The organism is Amycolatopsis sp. NPDC051128 (genome assembly GCF_040682715.1).
In the GTDB taxonomy this organism is placed as follows: domain Bacteria; phylum Actinomycetota; class Actinomycetes; order Mycobacteriales; family Pseudonocardiaceae; genus Amycolatopsis.
This window is the reverse complement of the sequence record NZ_JBFBBN010000030.1, coordinates 83,397-103,939: the sequence shown is the minus strand read 5'-3', so window position 1 is coordinate 103,939 and position 20,543 is coordinate 83,397. Positions and strand designations below refer to the sequence as shown.

Here is a 20,543-nt window from a genome sequence, read left to right as displayed (position 1 = left end):
GGTCGGCGCGCTGATTGAGGCCAAGCGTCGGCCCACCGTCGCAAGCCAAGCCTGATGGAGCGCTTCAACCGGTCTGGCCTTTAGAGGACGTAGCCGAGACGCAGCAGGGCTTTGCGGAACTTCAGCTCCTGATCCTGGGGAACGGCGAGGTGCCGGTCGCCGATCAGCCGGCAGAGCGTTCGAAGACGTCGATCGTGCGCGATGAGCGCGGCCGTGGCGGCGTCGGCGCACTCGATCAGCCGAACGTGACCGAGATCGGTGAGCTGACCGATCCGGCGCCGGACGTCGGAGACCAAGGTGGTCAGCGCGCCGGGCAGTTCGTGTTCGCTGCGTTCGCCGAGGAACTGTGTGAACTCGTCCAGGTCACGTCCGGCGTCGACACCGGACAGGAGACTGGTCGCGGAGACGGTCCAGACCTGGTCGGCGGTCTGCTCGGCGAAGGCGGACAGCGTGAGCCGATCGGCAGCGGAGAGCCGTGTCGTGGCGACGACGTCGAGATTCGGCAGCACCTTGAGCGGGCGGACGTCCGGCACCTCGGCGGCCGGTGGCTCGTACGTATCGGTCAGGCCGAGAACATAGGCGCCGAGCGCGTTCAGGCGGATCGCGACAAGACCGTCGTAGCGGCTCAAGGCGTCGATATCGTCGCCGCCCCAGTTGTCGCGGAAGTCGTCACGTGCCCCGGCCGGGTGAACGTAGTCGAGGTCGATCAACCCGAGCGTGCCCGCGTACTCGAAGAGGACGGCGAGGGTGTAGCGGCCTTCGAGCAGTTCCCACTCGCCGAAGCCGTCGTAGCCGAGGCTGCCGTACTCCGGATCCTCGAGGTACAACTTCCACAACGCACGCTCGGAACGCGCGATTGTCGGACTCAGGCGGCCCCGGCGCATCTTCATGAACAGGGCGTCCACGTCGAGCCATTCACCCGGCGGGCACTTGGCCAGTGCTTTCGCGACCATCTGCCGCCGGGGCGTGGCCGCGGTCAGCACATTGGCCGACCGCTGACCCTTGATCTGCTCGACGCGGCTGAACTCGTCGATCACCGCATGGGTCAGCCAGCGCTGCCACAGCAGGCGGATGGTGTCCGGCCCCGGCGCGGCCAGCGCGGCACGACCCTTCGGCGTCAACCGCAGCTTGCCGCTCTCCACCTTCGCGAGCCCGCCGGCCTGGAGCAGCAGTGGCCAGGCGAACGCGGCGATCGCGTCATCGGCGTAGAAATCGGCGTTGACCAGGTGTTCTGTGATCGTGTCCACTGTGGCCGCCGCAGGAAGTGAGGTCCTCTCGCTGACCTTCAGCTTGCCTCCCGCGCACAGCTCGAGCATTGTGCGGAGGTTCGTCACGGCTTCGAGCTCGGTCAGCAGCAGCCAGCGTTCTTCTTCGTCGTCCAAGGTTTCCACCTGTACTGGATGTCCTCACTCACGGCAAGTCCAGGCTATCTTGCCACTCGCTGTGGGTCCTGAAGTGCCCAGAGGCGTCCGGGTGGGTACCGTATCCGCCCGTGGCTGATACCTCCCTCACCGCATACTCGCCGCTCGTCGACGTGATCGCCGCTGTGCTGGCCGAACGCGGACCGATGGCCGAGGACCTGCTCGTTTCCGTCCTGCTCGACGGCGGTGTGGCTCTGGACGATGATCCGGAAGACGCCTTGGTGGGGGCGTTGGACGACGGCGAGGGGTTGCTGACGGTGCTCGTCGACGGCAGGTGGGCGTCTGTGCCCGCACTGCTGGCCGGCCGGGTGTTCACGCACCGGTTGACCGCGCCCGAGGTCGAGCACGACTTCCTCGAGCCGGAACCGGATCTGACCCTGGTCGGGACGTTGGTCCAGTACGCCGGGCATCAGCGCATGGTCGACGGATCACCGCTGGTTCCGGCGTCTCCGCAATTCGATGTCGAGACCCTGGCCGAGCGAGGTGTCCCGCCAGAGTTGGTCGGCCCTTCCGGGACTCTGTTGCTCCCGCCCGGTTATCTCCGCGGACGGGGTCTGTCCGCCGGCGACGTCGTCGCGTTGCGGATCACCGCGGATGGGTTGCTGCTGGAGGTCGACCAAGCGATCCATCCGGATCGGGTGGCGGCCTTGGGCCACGCGCTGAACGACGAGCTCGCCGACAGTCCCGATGGACCGTTGGAGCTTTACCTGGCGATGTTGGCGGTATGCGCGAGCGATGCGACGTTGTTCAGCGAGCCGCTTCCTCCGGTGCGTGAGGTACTGGCTGCCTGCGGGCTGGAGTACGACGACGAATGGCTGGCCCCGGCGGGGTTCGATTTCCGGCGGTGGCGGGCGGGCGTGCGTCAAAAGACCATCGCGCAGCGGTACGGCCTCGACGACGAGTCGGCGCTCGCGGTCCTGATGATCCTCACGCAGTACGAGAGAGCGGTCGCGTCGCATGAATCGGCCGGCGCGCCGGACATTCTCGACGACGACGTCGTGGCTGCTGGGTTCGGCGCGGCCGTGTCGCTCCTGGTCGATGCGCCGGTCGCCGAGGCTGTCCTCGGCGAGATGCCCGCCGACCCGCAGGCCGCGGCGGCGCTGGCGACGTTCGCCGAGTCACTCGAGCCGAAGGCACCACGCGAGGCACGGCCGGCGTTGCGGTGGCTGCGAGGCAAGGCCTACGAGCGGCTGGGCGACGTGGCCGGTGCCGAAGCCGCGTACGAGGCCGCCGAGTCGTCGGACCCGCGGTGGTCGCCGGCGCTGTACGAACTTGCCCGCTTCGCGGGTGATCGCGGCGACGCCGCCCGAGGGCTCGCCTTGCTGCGCCGTGCCGACGTGCCGCCTGACGACGTTCTGGTCGAACTCTTCGAGCGATTCCAGGTCGAGCCCCGTACCGATATCGGCCGCAACGACCCGTGCTGGTGCGGGTCCGGCCGCAAGTACAAGAAATGCCACCTCAATCGAGAAGAGCTGACACTGGACGAACGTGCGTCGTGGCTGTACCAGAAGGCGGGACTGTTCCTGGGTGACGGTCCATGGCGCGGCGCGGTGATGGCGGCCGCGCAAGCGCGAGCCCAGTTCTCGACCGACAATCCGTACGCCCTGATCGAGGCCTTGGACGACCCGCTGTGCGCGGACGCGGTCCTGTTCGAGGGCGGCGCGTTCGCCGACTTCGTCGCCACCCGTGGTGCCCTGCTGCCGGAAGACGAGCGGCTGCTGGCCGAGCAGTGGCTGCTGGTCGAGCGGTCGGTGTACGAGATCGAGCAGGTCCGTTTCGGCGAGGGCTGCACGCTCCGTGACGTGCGCACGGGCGACGTCCACCAGGTGAGTGAGCGGATAGCGAGCCGAGTGCTCAAGACAGGCACGTTGATCTGCGCCCGCGTCGTGCCGGCGGGCGAGACAGAGCAGATCTTCGGCGGCATCGAACCGGTCGCGCTGCACGAGCGCGACGAGCTCATCGCGCTCCTGGACGCCTCTCCCGATCCGATCGCCTTGATTTCCTTCTTGACCAGGCGCTTCGCACCACCGGAGTTGCAAAACACCGAGGGCGACCCGCTGATGCGAAGGACGACCGCGACGGCGACAGATGGCACGAATACGTCACCACCAACGGCACGAACCGCATCCGGGCCACCCTCCACCTCGACGGCCACGACCTGACGGTGCACACCAACAGCGAAGCCCGCGTCGACCGCGTGCTCGCCGTGCTCAGCACGCTCGACCCGAAGCTCACGGTCGTGAGCGAGTCCCGCCAACCCGCACTCCTCGAGAGGCCGCCGCAGCTCCCACCCGTCGAGACGACCTGATCCGGCTGTTGGACTCCTTCCCAGCCGCCCACGGCCAGCCCGGCGCCATGGACCCCGACCGCCTTCGCGCGGCCCTCGGTCTCCAGTAGGCATGTCGGCCGAATCTTGCCGGCTCCGGCAGATACCTTGTCCCTCATGGAGAAAGTCACCACGCTCGATGTCGACCCCGAGGAGCTCGAAGCAGTGGTGGGCAGCACTTTCTACGCCCGGGGCCTTGACTACGCGCGACGGAACGCCGTCCTCCGCAGCCGATGGAGTTCCCGGGACAACGCGCTGCACGGCAAGGTGCTGGGCAGGGGCGAGATCTACGAGACGTCGGCCTACTTCGAGTCCGTCGACGGGTTGCCCTACGGGTTCGAGCACGGCGAATGCAGCTGCCCGATCGGCTTCAACTGCAAACACGTCGCGGCACTGATACTGGCGACCATCCTGCCCGACCAGCCGCAGGCCAGGCCTGCCCGGCTGCAGGCCCCGGCGACCAAGGCTCGCCGTCCGGCGAAGCCGTCGAGCTGGGAGCAGTCTCTCGGAGCGCTGTTCGAATCGCCTCCTGCCGGAGCGTCGCACCGCCGGGAGACCATTCCGCTGGCGATCGAGCTGTCGCTGTCATCGGACGCACGCACGCCGACGCTGTCCGCCCGGCTGGTGCAGCCGGGCCGGGCGGGCTGGGTCGGCGGCGGCCTGAGCTGGAGCAAGCTGGGTACGCTGACATACCAGGGCTACCACGCCGCCCAGTTACGGGTGCTCACGGAGCTTTACGCGGTCTACCGGTCGCACGATCGGAACTCGGGCTACTACTACTCGGACGTGAAGTCGATCGACCTGTCCGACTACCAGAGCAGCCGGCTCTGGCCGATCCTCGACGAAGCGGAAGCTGTCGGAATTCGTCTGGTACAAGCGAAGAAAGCGCTCGGCGACCTGTCCCCGTACGACACCGCTGAGCTGTGCCTGGACGTCACCGAAGACACCCGGCCCGGATCGCTCACGGTGGCCCCGAAACTGACCGCGGCGGGGAACACCGACGTCGTCCCGGTGCGGTTTCTCGGCGCGACTGGCCACGGCCTCGTGTACACCGAGCGGGCGGACGTCGAGGCAGGTGGTGACCCCAGCCGCTGGAAGATCCGGCTCGCCCGGCTGGTGACCCCCGCCGCGCCCCAGCTGCAACGCATGATCCTGGCCGGGGAGCGCCTGAAGATCCCGGCCGGCCAGACGTCCCGTTTCCGCGACGAGTACTACCCGCGACTGCGGCATATCGCCCCGGTTGTCTCTTCCGACGAAACCTTTGTGCCACCGGCGATCTCCGCTCCGACGTTGACGCTGCACGCGTCCTATCACGACGGTCACGCGCTGGAGCTCGGCTGGGAGTGGGCGTACGAGGTCGGCGAGTCCCAGGTACGAGCGCCACTCACGCCGGCCCGGCCGGAGGACGGCTTCCGCGACCCCGAGCGGGAACGCGCCATTCTCGCCGGACTCGACTTCCCGGCGGAGCAGTTCGGCCTGGAGCAGGTCTCGCCCGGCGAACCGGACCGGATCGAATCGGCGCCGGGCGGTGTTCTCCGAGGCATCGACACGATGCGATTCACCACCGAACTGCTGCCCCTGCTGACCGACCTGCCCGACGTCGCGGTCGAGGTCAGTGGCAACCCCGCCGACTATCGCGAGGCAGGCGACTCGCTGTCCGTCAGCATTTCGACCGAGGACATCGCGGGCGAGACGGACTGGTTCGACCTCGGCATCACGATCAGCGTCGAGGGCAGGGACGTCCCGTTCACCTTGGTTTTCGCGGCACTGGCCACCGGCCAGTCGTACCTGTTGCTCGACGATGGTGCGTACTTCTCCCTCGAAAAGCCGGAACTGCAGACACTGCGTCAACTGATCGAGGAAGCCCGCGCGCTGCAGGACTGGGGCGGCGACACCCTGCGGATCAGCCGCTACCAGGTCGGCCTCTGGGACGAGCTGGCCGCGCTCGGGGTCGTCGGCCGCCAGGCCGCGGCCTGGCAACGCCAGTTGACCGCCCTGCGCTCGATCGACGGGAACGATACGGCAGAGCCACCAGCAACCCTCGACGCGCAGCTGCGCCCGTATCAGCTGGAAGGCTTCCAATGGCTGGCATTCCTCTGGAAGTTCCAGCTCGGCGGCATCCTCGCCGACGACATGGGCCTGGGCAAGACCCTGCAGTCCCTCGCACTGATCTGTCACGCGAAGCGGGCCGACCCGACATTGGCTCCCTTTGTCATCATCGCCCCGACCAGCGTGGTCTCGAACTGGGCAGCCGAGTCCGCCCGGTTCGCGCCCGAGCTGTCCGTAGTGACGGTCGGCGACACCATGCGGCGGCGCGGAAGCACCCTGGCGGAGACGGTCGCGGGCGCCGACGTCGTCGTCACCTCACACACGCTCTTCCGGCTCGACTTCGACGAGTACGCCGAGCTGTCCTGGTCGGGCCTGATCATGGACGAAGCCCAGTTCGCCAAGAACCACCAGTCGAAGATCTACCAGTGCGCGCGCCGGCTCGCGACACCGTTCAAGCTCGCCATCACCGGAACGCCCATGGAGAACAACCTGATGGAGCTGTGGTCGCTGCTGTCGATCACCGCGCCCGGGCTGTTCCCCAATCCGGCCCGATTCGCGGAGTACTACGCCCGCCCCATCGAAAAGCAGGATGATGCCGACCTGCTCGCCCAGTTCCGCAGGCGGATCAAGCCGCTGGTCAAACGCCGCACCAAAGAACAGGTCGCCGCGGATCTGCCGGCCAAGCAGGAACAGGTGCTCGAAGTCGACCTCGCACCGCGGCACCGCAAGATCTACCAGACTCACCTGCAGCGTGAGCGGCAGAAAGTGCTCGGCCTGATCGACGACCTGAACCGGAACCGCTTCACCATCCTGCGTTCGCTGACCTTGCTGCGCCAGCTCAGCCTCCACCCCGGACTGATCGACGAAAACCACGGCAATCTCCCCAGTGCGAAGATCGACGCTCTGCTCGAACAGATGCGGGACGTCGTCGACGGCGGGCATCGTGCCCTGGTATTCAGCCAGTTCACCGGCTTCCTGGACATCGTGCGCCGAAACCTGGAGGATGCCGGCGTCGAATACTGCTACCTCGACGGCAAGACCCGGAACCGCGCCGCGGTGGTGAAGAAGTTCACGAGCGGCACCGCGCCGGTGTTCCTGATCAGCCTCAAGGCGGGCGGCTTCGGGCTCAACCTCACCGAGGCCGACTACTGCTTCCTCCTCGACCCGTGGTGGAACCCGGCGACCGAGGCCCAGGCCATCGACCGGACGCACCGGATCGGCCAGACCCGCAACGTCATGGTCTACCGGCTGATCGCCAAGGGCACCATCGAAGAGAAGGTGATGGAGCTCAAAGCCCGCAAGGCCGCACTGTTCGCCGGGGTCATGGACGAGGGCAACGCCTTCGGCGGAAGTCTGGACGCTGAGGACATCCGCGGCCTGTTCGGTTGAGTGTCGGCGACCGCTCAACGTGTGTTGCGTTCAGGGAAGGTCTGGATCGGGGTGCTCGGCGAGGAATCGGCCGGCGGTGTCGCGGTCGACGAGCGCATTGTCGGCGAGCCATTCGACGGCGCGACGTTGCGCGCGGGTGTCCCGGAACTTGTACCAAGACTCGAGAAGTTCCGGGTACTCCTCGTGCAACTCGTCCTTGAAGCGACGGAAGGCGCCCCTGCCGCGGATCGCCCTCTCAAACCGTCGGCCGGCTCGCTCGTCGCTGATGCCGTCCGCGAAGTCGGCCATGTCCTCGTACCAGACGTAGGACGGCAGTGGCTGGATCGGGATCAGGTCCAGCTCGTCGAGGTCGACCGGCTGCTTACCGTCGATCCCGGCGTCCCGGGTCCAGTACCCCATCTCACCCGTCCGAGGGTCGACCAGGTGGAAGTGCTCGTAGTCGGTCTGGTCTTCCAGGGCCACCGCGATCTCTGCGAGGTCGAACTTGTCCAAGCCGAGCATGCGCACAGCTTATCCGCGGGCGCTCAGTCCGTCGTGCCCAAGCCGTAGGGCCGGCAGCACTGCTTGTACTTCCGCCCGGAACCGCACCAGCACGGCGCCGTACGCATGGGAGGCCAGGTGACCAGCGGGGGGTCGGTCCTCAGGTCAGGGTAGGAGCGAAGGTCATCCGGCGACGGCTTCTCGACTCGCTTGTCCTTGAGGAATTCCTCGAACCCGGCCATGTCCGCGGGCGTCTGACTGACAGTGTGCCCTTCGTCCACCGCGAACACGCAGAGCCGCTCGACCTTCTTGCGATGGTCCTCCCAGCTCGTGCCGGCCTGATCGATCAGGTGCGGCCACCGCGCGATCAACTTCGCGTGTTCAGCTTCCGGCCAGAAGACCGCCAGGATCGTCGCGGAATATTGGTATTCGCCGTCGGCTCCGGCCGGGCTCCAGTTCACGCTGCTCCTCGTTGCCACGCGCAGGAGCATAGGCGATGCGAACCCGAAGACCCGACCGCGGCGGGTCCGATCCCCCGTCACTACCTTGCCAGTAGGCGACATGAGGAGAAACCGGAGTGCGTACTCACTACGACCTTGACGACCACGAGGGTTACGAAGCGGGTGAGGACCTCCTGCTCCGACGCTTCGCCGCTTGGGCCGCCGCCCAGGGCCGTGAGATCGACTCGTATTCCGTGATCTCGGCACTCCAGTTCCGGCACACGTCGGTCGACGGGCGGCTGGGCTATTGGACTGGCGCGGTGGTCCGGGACTTCCTGCTGTCGTATGTGCCGCGCACGCTCTCGGCCACCGCCGACGAGGCCGCTCTCGTGCCCGAAACGCTACGGATGTTCCTCCGGTACCTGCACGAGACCGGGCTGACCGACCCGATGGGCGAGCCACTGGCGGAGCTCGAGGACGCAGTCACGAAGGCGACGGCCGAATTTCCGGCCGCGATGGCCGACGAACGCAATTTCGGCGTCAGCAAGTACTGGGTGATGGCCGCTGCCCGGAACGGGGTGGACCGTTCGGACCCGGACGCGTTGAACGCGTTCCTCGCCGAGGTTCACGAGGGGCGGCACAGTTACGACGCCGGACTCCTGGACGAACTCGTCGCCCGGCAGTTCACCGAGCAGACCGGACGGGCATTTCGGCAGCCGGCGGTTTCGCTGCCGCCGGACTCCAAGCTCGCGGAAGCCGCCGAAAGCTCGTCGATCGTGAGGCAGTTGCGGAAGCTCGTCGAGTGGGTGGGCGACGGCCGTGCGTTGACCGGCACCGGCAACCTGAAACTCGCCGACGCCCGTGACCTGGTGTCGCTGCTGGACACCGGCGACGTGCTCGAACGAGGAGCCGGCGGCGAAGTCCGCAGTAGCGCCGACCTGCCCCACCTCGCCATCGTGTTCGAACTCGCCAAGCGCACCCGGATCGTGCGCGTGGTCAAGGGCAGGCTGGTGCGCGTGGCGAAGGCGGCGCCGCTGGTGAAGAACGCCCTCGCCTTGTGGACGGCGGCATTGGACGCGCTCCCCGAGCCGGGCCTGCTGGTCAGGCCGAGCAGCTGGGTACCCGGCTACGCGCAACTGCTCGACGAGAGCCTCGACATCGTTCTGCCGGACGTGCTCAACACGATCTACGGCATGCCGGAGCCGATGCCCGTGGTCCGGCTCGCCGAAAGCGTGTGGATGGCCTGTGTCGAACGCTTCTACCTCGATCTCGAACCATCGATCGAGCCGGTCTGGCGGGATGGGCTCGCCGCCGAGTTTCGCCGGTTGCTCACCAAGCTGGCCGAATTCGGCGCGGTCGAGCTGACCACGGGACCGGCCGACCCGATGTACACCCTGGATCTGGTACCGGAGAACCCCGAGCTTCCACCCGACGTGCAGGACCGTCTGCGAGTCGCGCTCGAGGCCCCTTCTCTGGACCTGGCCTCCCTCACACCTCTGGCCACCAGAGCGGTCCGCGCGCGGCTGCTGCGGGAGGGCCGGGTCGCGCCGCTGGTGGGGGATCTCGTCAACGCCGCTCCGGCTCCCATGCTGAGCATGCTGGCGGACCATTACGCCCCGGAGACAGCCGTGGCCGAGATCTCCGGCTGGCTGGCCGCGCACGGTGGCCGGGAGGCCGGCCTGCCCCTCTTGCTGGACGCCGTCCGCCAAAGCCCGTTCCGCACGCGGGCGTCGGGCATGCTCGAGGTCCTCGTCAATTCCCTCCCGGACGGCGACGCGCTACTGCGCGACCTGCGCACCGACCCGGCCCTCGGGCCGATCGCGACACGCGTACTGATCGACAGCGGTGAACTGGACCTCCACGAAGTCGATGACCGCGAACGCCTGCTCGGCATGACCGAGCAGTTCCTCGTCCTGCTGGAGACGGCCGGGCCGGAAGGAGCGTCGCAGATGCTGAGCGCACTGCCTGGCGCCGAATTCGCGGATCTGCACGAAGCGATCCTCGAATCGGGGCATCCGGACCGGGTGGGGCTCGCGGAGCTGGCGGAGATGTTCGAGGAGTTCGGGCCGGGCCGTAAGGTGCATCCGCTGGGCGGGCTGGCCCGGTCCCGGAGCACGAAGGGCAAGGGCAAGAAACGCCGCCGCTGAGCCCAGCGGATCTCAGTTAGGCGCGCTGCTACGCGGACGCCGTGCTGACCATCGCTGACACAACGAAGACTGAATGGGTCTGCGGCTGTCCCAGACCTACAGCCTCGCCGCCGGCGGCAAGATTTCGGCAACATCGACAGCGTCCGGCGACACGATGATCACAACGAAATCTTTGGCGACTGGGGTCGCCTCCAGGTCTACTCGACAGCACCGCTGCGAGTCGACTTCACGTCAGCGGTCTCAGGACCGACTGGTTGATGCGACAGCGCACTCGCATGATCATGCGGCGCCATGCGCTTAGACTGAGGAGATTTCGTCGCTGGTGGTGTCGGCGGCCAGACTTGGCCGCCGACACCACCAGGGGTTCATGCTGCGGCGGAATGGCGAGTGAGGGACTCTGTCAGTCGTCGCTCGGCCCGTGACAGCTGTTGTCGGAACTGGTAGGAGGAGACCCCGCGTTCGTTGGCGACGGATGCGGCGCCCTCGCCGTCGAGCCGTACCCGTCCAATTAGGCTGGCTTCGTCTTCAGTCAGGGTGTCGTCCTTGACGGCTTGCGCCAGGACGAGGTCCGGATGTCCGGTCGCCCGTGCCCGGTACCTGACGAAGGTGCTCTCGTCGTAGGTGGAGGAGTGTTTCGTTGATTCGGTCTTCCTTGCCGCGAGCTTCCAGTCCGTAGCGGAGGGCCATGAACCGCAGGGACGAGTAGAGCATCGGCTTGCCGGGGTCCAGTGAGTTCAGTGCCTGGAGAAATCCTTCGACGATCTCGGCGTCGAAGTCGGCGATGTCGCCGCGGAAGTTGCGGGCGATGCTGCCGGCAACCTTCTTCAGGCCCGGCATCATCAACCCGAGTGCCGCGGTGGCCCAGGGGTCGCCTGTTCCTGTGCGCGTCGCACGACCTCGCTCCAGACGGCGTTCTTCACCTGGTTGCTGGTCTGGCGCTTCAGGAGCGTGATCCGGAGTTCGTCCAGGGGGATCGGCGGTCGGGGGAGGCCGAAGCCGATGACGCGTCCGTCGAGTGATAGCGAGGTTGGCTGCGCGGACAACTCGTTGAATCGCCGTTCGATGATCTCCAGCGAGGTGAGCGATCGCTGATGGTCAGGCATTGCGTTGCCTTCCTTGTCGGGGGGATGTCGACACCCCCTAATACGGAATCTGCGGCGTGATCATGAAAGGAATCACTCGATTGTGCGACACCTGCACTGCGTGTCGCTCCGCCGCATTACTCGATCATCTGTCTACGCCCTCTGTGTTGAAGGAGAACGGTATGGAGAACAAGGTCCTGTTAGGCGACGTGCCAGGGGTTGATCTGAGCGCGCTCGATGCGGCGCAGCGTGGAGGGCATACCTGCGTCCGTTGCGGACGTGTTCCGCTTCATCGAGTTGACCTGACGCAGGTCGGCGCGCCAGATCTGATCGCCTGCTCCGTCGAGGATGCGGCAATCTGCTCGCGACCCGTGTTCTGGCTGGCGAAACCCTGCCCGCGGTGGTGCAACGGTCTACACGACGATCGCGACGCCGGCCCGGATCGTCGTCACTTCTCCAGTTGGGAGGAGCAGGTGCCCTTGATCTTGGAGGATGCCCAGGAGATGGGGCCGGGGTTGGGGTGGCAGCCCGAGCACGTGGTCGTAGGCCTTGACCAGGGCGCCCGCGAGGATGCCCCACGGATCTGGTGCGGCAAGGGAGAGACCAATCAGGGCTGGCACCTGACCGAAGACGAGGCCCGCCGCCTCGCTGTGACGTTGACGGCCGCTGCGGACTTGGCTGCAGGTGAGCCGGCCGATCAGCTGCAGTTGCCGTTCGACATAGTCGCGGCGTAGGACGACCGGCAGTTCGGCATGCCGGCGTTGTCTGAATGTCGTCAGCGCGCGATCGAAACGAGGAGGAGTTCGCCGACCAGGGCAACCGTGTCCGGCGTGGTGTCGGAGCCACTGGGTGTCGTCTTGATGAGGCGTAAGCTCCGCTCGGAGGCCGTCCGGAACCAACGTTCGACGTGCAGAGCTGCGTCCTGTCTCAGCACGGTGTCGGCGGCTGCCAACTATGCGCGGACGACCGGTCCGGTCTCGTCATCGAGGGCGAGCCGGACGATGCCGAGCAGGTCGGTCGCTTCCTTGACTCGGGATCGGTTCGGCAGCGCCGGCAACTTTGTCGCGATGAGCGGTCCTGGTTCGGCGACCCGGACGGTGTGTTCGCTTATGGTGCCGCCACCGACAGCATGGAGCCGCCACCGACGGCATGGATATGCAGCGGCGTCGCCGAACGCAGAGCCCAGTCGTGACTGAGCACGTAGAGCCGGTCGGTCGGATCCTCGGGAAGCTCGTCGAGTTGCCCCTCGCTGATTTCGATCACATTCACCCGAACATTGCCGGTCGGCGTGGCGACCATCGCACCCGCCCCATCGATCGCGGTGGCCCCGGTGGCGAGCAGGACATCGAGTTGGCCCGGCTCACCGTCCAGCCACCGGTTAACCGTGTCGATGTCGTTGGTCACCCGATGCGCGGTAGGACCGAGGCGGGACAGAACGGCGAGGCCACCGACCACGGTGATCCTCCGATCGAGCCGCCGAGTTCCACGCTTCGACCCACTCTGCAGTTTGTTCAACTGGTGACGGCACTATGACAGACTGATCACTTGCCGCTGTGCACCAAAGTCTTTCTGCGGCCGAGCAACGCTAGGACGGCCACAGCGGCCACGGTCATCCACGCCTTTCCGATGATCTGCCCAGGCAGGAACTCGAGGGAACCGAAGGCCATCTTGAGGAAGATCAAGCTGTCTGCCAGCAGACCGACGATGTTCGAGCTGACTATGGCGACAATGAGTCCACGCTTCCGCAGCGGTTCGTACACCGCGAAGTCTAGGAGTTCCGCCACTATGAAGGCGACGGCTGACGCCGTGGCGAGCGCGGGGTCGGCCAAGAGGTAGGACAGGATGGTGCCCACCACGATGGCGCCTAGGGCTGCGCTGCGGCCAAGGCTCTCACGTGCCAGGTCTCGCAGGACCAGAGCCAAACCGGCGAAGTAGACGGCTGCTGGAGCGAGGAAGCCGAACCCGACCGGGATTGCGCCGAAGTGGGTTACGACGAGGTTTGCCAAAGGGATAGTGGCGATGTATGCGACGAGCAGAATCACCCCGCTCGGAGTGATCTTCTTCACGGAAGCCTTCTTTCGGAGCAAACTGACTTCTGAGAACGGCTATGCGTTCGTCCTGGTCACGCGAAGCGTTTGAGGGTTGTCGTCACCCTGTGATCAGAGCCACCGCGTCGTGGCTGTGGATGCTTTCGAGGTTGCGCACTCTAACCTCGTGGGCCAACCCGCGGGCGCGGCATGTGAGCGAGATGTCGCGCGCCATGTCCTCGACGAACACGGGGTGATCGTAGGCCTGCATTGTGAGCGTGCGCTCGTCGATGCGCTTGACGAGCGGAACCACCGGAGCCGACCCACTGTCGCGGATGATCTTGACCGCATCCAGCACCGGCAGTGGATACAGGTGGTCCCCACTACCTATGACCGACAGGGTGACCTTGCTGCGCTGGTTGTGCGCACCGTAGTCGGAGATGCTCTTCGAACAGGGGCACAGACTCGTGACCTCTGAGGTGACTGCTGCGGTCACGCTGCAGGAGCCGTCCTGCCAGGTGCCGGTCACCTCCACGTCGTGGACGGACACGGACTCCAGCCCGCTCGTCGGCGCGGACGTCACCTCCGAGATAGGCATGCTGAGGACCACCGAAATACCGGGAGCGTCCAGTATGGCCGCACCAGTTTTCAGCACCTGGGCCATGTCCCGGGGGTCGAACGCCTGCAAGCGTTCGTGGACGAGGGCGACCATCCGACTCATGTGCGTGCCCCGGCGGTCCGCCTGCAGTTGCACGGCGACCGAGATTTCGGCGATGCTCCGCTGGTTCGTGATGCCGTCATCGAACACCACCGGGTACCGCACCCCGGCGATACCGACCTGGTCGACCTCGATGCCCCGAGAGTCCACTTCTGCTTGGATGTCGTGCACGTCACCGCCCTCGATAAGTGCACCCGGAAGTGCAGGTCTCCCGGACCGTCACAGCGGACACCTCGGGCAACCGCGGCGCCAGGCGGTCCCAGATCCACACGGCCAGGTTTTCGCTGGTGGGGTTCTCCAACCCCTCGATCTCGTTGAGGTAGTGATGGTCGAGTTGCTCCTCGACAGGCTTGAACGCGGCTTTCACGTCACCGAAGTCCATGACCCAGCCCGCGAGCGGGTCGACGCTGCCTTCCACGTGCACCGTCACGCGGTAGGAGTGGCCGTGCAGGCGAGCGCACTTGTGTCCCTCCGGCACCTCGGGAAGCCGGTGAGCGGCCTCAAAGGTGAACTCTCGGAAGATCTCCATCAGCGAATTCCCAGGTACTTGTGCGTTTGCAGGGACAGCGACCAGCGTGGGTTCTTCATGCAGTACTCAACCGCCGCCTCGGTGTGGCTCTCCCGCTCTCGGTCGTCGAGGGGTTGGAGCCGGAACGAACGGAAGTCCAAGTGTTCGAACTGCGCAGGGTCACCACCAGCCTGGGGATAGACCAACTTCAACTCGTCGCCGGCGGTCACCACCAGGTCCGCTCCGATCTTCGGGCTGACGCAGAGCCAGTCCAGCCCTGCTGGAGGGACCCGGGTGCCATTCGTCTCCACGGCGACCTCGAACCCACGCTGGTGCAGGGCATCGACAGCTGCTGCATCCAACTGCAGCAGTGGTTCTCCCCCCGTGCACACTGTGAAGCGATTGTTCCTATCCTCCGACGGCCACGCCGCTGCCACTGCGTCAGCGAGTTCGTCGGGCGTGGCGAACCGGCCGCCTCCCGTACCGTCGGTACCGACGAAATCCGTGTCGCAGAACTTGCAGATCGCCCGGGAGCGATCTTTCTCGAGACCGGTCCAGAGGTTGCACCGGGAGAAGCGGCAGAAGACGGCCGGTCGGCCGGCGTGGCTGCCCTCGCCCTGCAAGGTGTAGAAGATCTCCTTGATGAAGTAGGTCATGCGTTCACGTTTCGGTACGTCACGGGATCGGTGAAACCGGCCTCGGCGAAACCCTTGAGCCGCAGCAGGCAGGTATCGCAGCCACCACATGCCCGTCCCTGCTCGTCGGGGTCGTAGCAGCTCGAGGTGATCGAGTAGTCGACCCCGAGGCGGAGGCCTTCGCGAACGATGTCCGCCTTGGACATCTCGATGAGCGGCGAGTGGAGGCGGAGCGGGGTTGCCCCCTCGACGCCGGCCCTGGTGGCGAGGTTGGCCATCTTCTCGTACGCCGCCATGTACTCAGGTCGGCAGTCTGGGTATCCGCTGTAGTCGACCGCGGTCACGCCGGTGAAGATGTCCGTCGCACCGACGACCTCGGCATAGGCGAGCGCGAAAGACAGGAAGATGGTGTTGCGTGCCGGTACGTAGGTCACCGGGATGCTGCTCGCGTCGACCTCGTCGACGTTGCCATGCTTGGGCACCGAGATGTCCGACGTGAGCGCTGAACCGCCGAAGGCGCGAAGGTCGATGTCGACGGTCTTGTGTCCGGCTGTCCCGAGCGTCTGGGCGACTCGTCGAGCTGCCTCGAGTTCGACACTGTGGCGCTGCCCGTATCGGAAGCTAAGCGCGTACGGGGTGAACCCCTGGTCCTTCGCTATGGCCAGTACCGTCGTCGAGTCGAGACCGCCGCTGAGCAGTACGATCGCCGGTCGTTCCATCGACGTCACCCTTCAAGTGGTGGATAGCGGGTCAAGATCATAACTGGCTAACTAAGCTGTAGAGTAAACCGCATCGGAAGCAAGTTACGGTCCAAGGGAGCCGGCGAGGCGTGAAGAAACTATCCGTGGTAGTGACCTGCACGGACCGTAAGATGCTCGTACCGTCTCCGACTCTTCGTGTGGGCTCGCTCCCGGCGGGCACGGTGAGCAGTCGACTCAGTACATGGACGGACCGGGTCCGTGCCGGCACGCACTGCACCCCATTGGGCGGCCTGTACAAGGGTGAGCACTGGCAGCAGGTGCACACTGTGGTCGATGCGGCCACCCGAGCGGGGTTCGAAGCGGAACTGTGGGTCGTGTCCGCAGGGCTGGGCTTGCAGTCCGCAGTCGCCTCATTTCCGGCTTACGCCGCCACCTTCAGCCCCGGCCACGAAGACAGCGTCGCGTCGACCGGGGGCGACCGTCGACTGTGGTGGAAGGGCCTCCAGGAATGCCTCGGCGCGTCGACCCTTGTTGAATTGGGATCCCGTAGCTCCGTACTCTTGGTGTTGTCCGAGGTCTACGGGAGCGTCCTGACGGCGGAGTTGCGCGAACTCGGTCAGATTGGTAGTGACACACTGCTCGTCGGCGGAAGTGAGGACATACCCGGTGTGCAGCGCGTACGGGCCAACGGATCGCTTCGCAAAGCGCTGGGCGGTACCCTCACCGGGCTGAACGCACGGATGGCCAGTTCCTGGCTGGCCCACTGCGAGGACGGTAGGTTGACCTCAGCCACCACGACTGAGACGTGGACACGCTGGGTTGAGCGCTCGGCCCACCACGAGAGCTACAACCGCACGCCGATGACGGACGCGGAGGTCAAAGCGTTCATCCGGGCGTCGGTAGCCAAGCAACATGGCATCTCTCGAACCAGGTTGCACCGGCTGCTCAGGGAGAGCGGCAGGGCTTGCGAGCAGAAGAGGTTCGCCAACCTCTACTCCGAGACGATGGGAGAGCGGTGAACCTCAAGCGCAGGGCGTTGAAGGTGCATCAGCACCCGACGATCCCCCTGTACATCTTCACCCTCGCCGCCGAGGAAGTCGCGCTGATCTCCGACGTGGCGCGGATCTCCCGGGACGATGCTGGTCGACTCCTGGGATATCAGCGCCCTGAGAAGAAGCAGCACGTGAACCAGATCCTCGAGTACCTCGACAGTGACGAGGTGCTGTTCCCCAACGGGTTGATCATGGCTTTGCCCGACTCCGTTCGCTTTCGTTCCAGTCCAGGGCCTTCAGCAACCGACGGCCTGGCCACCAGTGGCACGCTCGAGATCTCACTCGCACAGACCCCCGACGAGCCCCGGCCGGCCTGGATAGTGGACGGCCAGCAGCGGAGCCTGGCCCTCGCACGGACGAAGCGGACTCGTCTCCCCGTGACGGTCGCCGGGTTCGTGGCCGAGGACATCGCCACTCAGCGTGACCAGTTTCTGCGGGTGAACACGGTGTCACCGCTGCCCGCCAACCTCGTGGCGGAACTGTTGCCCGAGGTGGGTACGGCTCTACCTGCGAAGCTGTCTGCCCGCAAGTTGCCCTCCGCCCTGGTCACGATGCTCAACCAGGATTCGGACTCGCCCTTCCGAGGCTTGATCAAGCGGCCGTCGACCAGCCCGGAACAGCGCGGCACCGCGGTCGTCACCGATAACAGCCTCACGGCCGCGGTCGAGGAGTCTCTGAACTCTTCCGCAGGTATCTTGTTCCTCTACCGCAACCTGTCGAACAGCACCATCGACACGGGCGCGATACGCAAGATCCTGGTCTCCTACTGGACCGCCGTGCAGCACACCTTTCCCGAAGCCTGGGGTTTGCCGCCGACCAAGAGCAGGCTGATGCACGGTGTCGGCATCAGGGCCATGGGGCGACTCATGGACAAGATCGTCCCGAACGTGGACGTGGAAGCAGCAGATGTCGTCGAGCGGATGACGAAGGAACTGGCCTTGATCGCGGACCACTGTCACTGGACCAAGGGGCGGTGGGGTGAGCTGAGCATCGCTTGGAACGAGCTCCAGAACACCCCGCGACACATCAGCGTCCTGTCCAACTTCATCATCCGTGTCTACGTCAAGTCACGGGTGAACGCGTCATGAAGTTCTACTTCCCGGACAGCCAGGACCTCGTCAGCCCAACGTACGACTTCATCAATGACGAGTACCTGCCCACCAGGGTCCGTCAGCGCGACGACGTGTACGCGCATGAAGTGGTCACACCGTCTCCTTATGACGGTGTCCTCGTCAGTAAGGCGATCGTCGATGGCTCGGTGAAGGGAGCAGGCAAGTACGCCGCACCCCAGCGCGCACGGCTCTACCGTCTCGGGGTGCGTAAGTTCTTCAGACTGCCCTCAGGCACCGCCAGCCTCGGCGACTGCGGCGCTTTCAACTACGTCGAGGAGGAGTACCCGCCGTACTCGGTCGACGAGGTGCTCGACTTCTACGACGAATGCGGCTTCGACTCGGGCGTCAGCATCGACCACGTCATCTTCGGCTACGTTCCCGGTGCGGGCGAAGGTGAGGCAGACCCCGCTTGGGTCAAGCGTCGGCATATTTCCCTGGACCTGGCTGAGAAGTTCCTCGCTGCCGTGCAGGACCGCGACAGCCCGTTCGAACCGATCGGTGCCGCGCAGGGGTGGAGCCCCGCTAGTTACGCGGACAGTGTGGCCCGCCTGCAGGAGATGGGGTATCCCAGGATCGCGCTCGGCGGCATGGTACCGCTGAAGACTCACGAGATCGTGGCGTGTCTGGAAGAGATCTCGACCGTCTTGCAGTCGGAAACGCAGTTGCATCTGCTCGGGATCACCCGGTTGGAGAGCATGGAGCGCTTCGCCGAACTGGGCGTGACCAGCTTTGACAGCACGTCGGCGTTCCGACAGTCGTTCATGGACGATCGGAACAACTACCACGTCGCGGACGGTGCGTACACGGCCGTGCGTGTCCCCCAGGTCGACGGTAATCCCGCTCTCAAGCGAGCGATCCTTTCAGGCGCGGTGTCACAACGCGACGCCATACTCGCCGAACGGGAGTGCCTGAGTGCTCTGCGGGGCTACGACCAGGGAGCCGTGGACCTTGAGGATGTCATGGCTGCCTTGGCTGCTTACGAAGCGCTTGTGCTGGGCGAAAACCAGGCGAATAAAAAGAGCTATCTGGTCCAGTACCGCAGAACGTTGGAGGCGCGGCCCTGGAAGTCCTGCCCTTGTGCGTTGTGCGAGAAGCACGGTATCGAGATAGCGATCTTCCGAGGCACGGAGCGGAACAAGCGGCGTGGGTTCCACAACCTGGCCGTCCTGGAAGCCAAGATGCGCAAGGTCTCACCGCGAGCGATTCGCGGCGAGACCGTCCCCTCAACTAGGAGAGAAATTGGCTGACAGGTACACCCTCCGACTCCCGGCTCTCGAGGTCCGGCAGGGGCGGCGACGGATCTACTGCTTCGCCGTTGACGGCAAGAAGCTGCACAGCTTTGCGGCCGTGTCGCGCATCCGTCGTGACGATAGTGAGCAGTTGCAGGGCTACCAGCGTCCTGAGGTACTCAGCCACATCCGTGGCATCCGCAAGTACCTCGAGTCCGGTGGGGCGATGCTGCCCAATGCGATCGTCGTCGCCTTCGACGAACGAGTGCAGTTCACCCCATCATTGATGATCCCCTCTGACACGGTCGATTACTCGGTACCAGGAGAACTCGTCATCCCGGTGGACGAGAGCTTGTCCGAGGCGCAGAAACCGGCTTGGTTGGTCGACGGTCAGCAGCGCAGCGCAGCGATCCGTGATGCCGATGTCGCCGAGTTCCCCGTCGCAGTCGTTGGCTTCATCACCGACTCCGAAGAGGAGCAGCGTTCGCAATTCATCCTGGTCAACTCCACGAGGGCGTTGCCCAAGGGTCTCATTCACGAACTGCTCCCCGACACCACCGGCCACTTGCCTGACGCGTACGTGCGCCGCCGCCTGCCTGCGCAGTTGATGACGCGCTTGAACGGCAAGCGCGAGAGCCCGTTCTTCCGCATCATCGCGTCACCGACTGCTCCGGACGGCTACATCAAGGACAACAGCGTCCTCAAGATGGTCGAGCACAGCCTCTTCGAAGGAGCGCTTTACCAGTACCGCAACCCCGTCGACGGCACTGGTGATGTGGATCGGATGCTCACCCACCTGATCGGCTTTTGGTCGGTCGTGCGCGAGGTCTTCCCCGAGGAGTGGAAGAAGCCTCCACGTAGTTCACGCCTCACCCACGGCGTCGGCATCCAGGCACTCGGCTTTGTCATGGACACGCTGACGGAAGACGTGCCGGCCGAAGGTGTGAAGACTGTGGAGCTCCGGAGAACCTTGGAGAGCCTGCGTCCCCATGTCGCGTGGACGTCCGGTACTTGGCAGTTCAGCGATGGTGAACGACGCTGGAACAACCTGCAGAACACACCGAACGACGTCCGGCAACTCACCTCCCACCTGCTGAAGTTGCTGCGCAAACGCAAGCGCTGACGTTCGATTCAGTAGGATAATGCGTCGGCATGCACAGCCCTGGGTGTTTGCCGTGAGGGATGTGAGCTGAGCGCGCTGATGATGCGAGCATCGGTACGCGGACC

20 protein-coding genes are annotated in these 20,543 nt (G+C 65.5%); 9 read left to right on the top strand and 11 right to left on the bottom strand.

Features of this window, described 5'->3' with window-relative positions; all coding sequences use genetic code 11:
* Window positions 1-80: 80 nt before the first annotated feature.
* On the bottom strand, window positions 81-1,391 hold the full coding sequence (locus AB0M82_RS27665) for a helicase-associated domain-containing protein (protein WP_364727591.1): 1,311 nt from the start codon (window positions 1,389-1,391) through the stop codon (window positions 81-83).
* Between the two features lie 101 nt (window positions 1,392-1,492).
* Between AB0M82_RS27665 and AB0M82_RS27660 the strand changes: the two genes are divergently transcribed.
* The 3 genes from AB0M82_RS27660 (at window position 1,493) to AB0M82_RS27650 (ending at window position 7,185) form a co-directional block, all read left to right on the top strand.
* On the top strand, window positions 1,493-3,583 hold the full coding sequence (locus AB0M82_RS27660) for an SEC-C domain-containing protein (protein ID WP_364727589.1): 2,091 nt from the start codon (window positions 1,493-1,495) through the stop codon (window positions 3,581-3,583).
* 2 nt (window positions 3,584-3,585) lie between these two features.
* Window positions 3,586-3,729, top strand: a complete 144-nt coding sequence (locus AB0M82_RS27655) for a hypothetical protein (protein ID WP_364727586.1) — start codon at window positions 3,586-3,588, stop codon at window positions 3,727-3,729.
* Between the two features lie 135 nt (window positions 3,730-3,864).
* Window positions 3,865-7,185, top strand: a complete 3,321-nt coding sequence (locus AB0M82_RS27650; protein WP_364727583.1) for an SNF2-related protein — start codon at window positions 3,865-3,867, stop codon at window positions 7,183-7,185.
* Between the two features lie 30 nt (window positions 7,186-7,215).
* Here AB0M82_RS27650 and AB0M82_RS27645 read toward each other — a convergent pair whose 3' ends face one another.
* Together AB0M82_RS27645 and AB0M82_RS27640 are read right to left on the bottom strand one after the other, a co-directional pair.
* Window positions 7,216-7,686 (bottom strand): UPF0158 family protein, encoded by a 471-nt coding sequence (locus tag AB0M82_RS27645; protein ID WP_364727581.1) that lies wholly within the window; start codon window positions 7,684-7,686, stop codon window positions 7,216-7,218.
* Between the two features lie 23 nt (window positions 7,687-7,709).
* Complete coding sequence (locus AB0M82_RS27640; RefSeq protein WP_364727579.1) at window positions 7,710-8,126, bottom strand: SEC-C domain-containing protein; 417 nt, start codon at window positions 8,124-8,126, stop codon at window positions 7,710-7,712.
* Window positions 8,127-8,242: 116 nt separating this feature from the next.
* On the opposite strand from AB0M82_RS27640, the gene AB0M82_RS27635 reads away from it, so the two are divergent.
* Window positions 8,243-10,252, top strand: coding sequence for a hypothetical protein (locus AB0M82_RS27635; RefSeq protein WP_364727577.1), 2,010 nt, complete (start codon window positions 8,243-8,245; stop codon window positions 10,250-10,252).
* Window positions 10,253-10,777: 525 nt separating this feature from the next.
* On the opposite strand, the gene AB0M82_RS27630 is transcribed toward AB0M82_RS27635, so the two are convergent.
* On the bottom strand, window positions 10,778-11,092 hold the full coding sequence (locus AB0M82_RS27630; RefSeq protein WP_364727574.1) for a hypothetical protein: 315 nt from the start codon (window positions 11,090-11,092) through the stop codon (window positions 10,778-10,780).
* Complete coding sequence (locus tag AB0M82_RS27625; RefSeq protein ID WP_364727572.1) at window positions 11,092-11,355, bottom strand: hypothetical protein; 264 nt, start codon at window positions 11,353-11,355, stop codon at window positions 11,092-11,094. Before AB0M82_RS27625 ends, AB0M82_RS27630 begins: the two co-directional genes overlap by 1 nt.
* A gap of 161 nt (window positions 11,356-11,516) precedes the next feature.
* Between AB0M82_RS27625 and AB0M82_RS27620 the strand changes: the two genes are divergently transcribed.
* A complete protein-coding gene (locus tag AB0M82_RS27620; protein WP_364727569.1) occupies window positions 11,517-12,068 on the top strand; it encodes a hypothetical protein in 552 nt (183 codons plus the stop codon).
* Window positions 12,069-12,441: 373 nt separating this feature from the next.
* On the opposite strand, the gene AB0M82_RS27615 is transcribed toward AB0M82_RS27620, so the two are convergent.
* The 6 genes from AB0M82_RS27615 to queC all read right to left on the bottom strand — a co-directional run bounded on the left by AB0M82_RS27615 (window position 12,442) and on the right by queC (window position 15,941).
* Window positions 12,442-12,738: a hypothetical protein gene (locus AB0M82_RS27615; RefSeq protein WP_364727566.1), complete on the bottom strand. Its 297-nt coding sequence runs from the start codon at window positions 12,736-12,738 to the stop codon at window positions 12,442-12,444.
* 137 nt (window positions 12,739-12,875) lie between these two features.
* The gene (locus AB0M82_RS27610; protein ID WP_364727563.1) at window positions 12,876-13,400 is read right to left on the bottom strand and encodes a VUT family protein; all 525 of its coding nucleotides are present in this window, start codon (window positions 13,398-13,400) and stop codon (window positions 12,876-12,878) included.
* Between the two features lie 82 nt (window positions 13,401-13,482).
* On the bottom strand, window positions 13,483-14,250 hold the full coding sequence (locus tag AB0M82_RS27605) for a GTP cyclohydrolase, FolE2/MptA family (protein ID WP_364727561.1): 768 nt from the start codon (window positions 14,248-14,250) through the stop codon (window positions 13,483-13,485).
* Between the two features lies 1 nt (window position 14,251).
* Complete coding sequence (gene queD, locus AB0M82_RS27600; protein ID WP_364727559.1) at window positions 14,252-14,608, bottom strand: 6-carboxytetrahydropterin synthase QueD; 357 nt, start codon at window positions 14,606-14,608, stop codon at window positions 14,252-14,254.
* A complete protein-coding gene (queE, locus tag AB0M82_RS27595; RefSeq protein WP_364727556.1) occupies window positions 14,608-15,243 on the bottom strand; it encodes a 7-carboxy-7-deazaguanine synthase in 636 nt (211 codons plus the stop codon). The genes queD and queE overlap by 1 nt, the downstream gene beginning before the upstream one ends.
* Window positions 15,240-15,941, bottom strand: coding sequence for a 7-cyano-7-deazaguanine synthase QueC (gene queC, locus AB0M82_RS27590; protein ID WP_364727553.1), 702 nt, complete (start codon window positions 15,939-15,941; stop codon window positions 15,240-15,242). Before queC ends, queE begins: the two co-directional genes overlap by 4 nt.
* Before the next feature lie 308 nt (window positions 15,942-16,249).
* On the opposite strand from queC, the gene AB0M82_RS27585 reads away from it, so the two are divergent.
* The 4 genes from AB0M82_RS27585 to dbpB (AB0M82_RS27570) are packed head-to-tail and all read left to right on the top strand — an operon-like array spanning window position 16,250 to window position 20,439.
* The gene (locus AB0M82_RS27585; RefSeq protein ID WP_364727550.1) at window positions 16,250-16,942 is read left to right on the top strand and encodes a hypothetical protein; all 693 of its coding nucleotides are present in this window, start codon (window positions 16,250-16,252) and stop codon (window positions 16,940-16,942) included.
* Complete coding sequence (gene dbpB, locus AB0M82_RS27580) at window positions 16,939-18,063, top strand: DGQHR domain-containing protein DpdB (protein ID WP_364727547.1); 1,125 nt, start codon at window positions 16,939-16,941, stop codon at window positions 18,061-18,063. Before AB0M82_RS27585 ends, dbpB (AB0M82_RS27580) begins: the two co-directional genes overlap by 4 nt.
* Window positions 18,060-19,334, top strand: a complete 1,275-nt coding sequence (dpdA, locus tag AB0M82_RS27575; RefSeq protein WP_364727544.1) for a tRNA-guanine transglycosylase DpdA — start codon at window positions 18,060-18,062, stop codon at window positions 19,332-19,334. The genes dbpB (AB0M82_RS27580) and dpdA overlap by 4 nt, the downstream gene beginning before the upstream one ends.
* Window positions 19,327-20,439, top strand: a complete 1,113-nt coding sequence (gene dbpB, locus AB0M82_RS27570) for a DGQHR domain-containing protein DpdB (protein ID WP_364518621.1) — start codon at window positions 19,327-19,329, stop codon at window positions 20,437-20,439. The genes dpdA and dbpB (AB0M82_RS27570) overlap by 8 nt, the downstream gene beginning before the upstream one ends.
* Window positions 20,440-20,543: the final 104 nt, after the last annotated feature.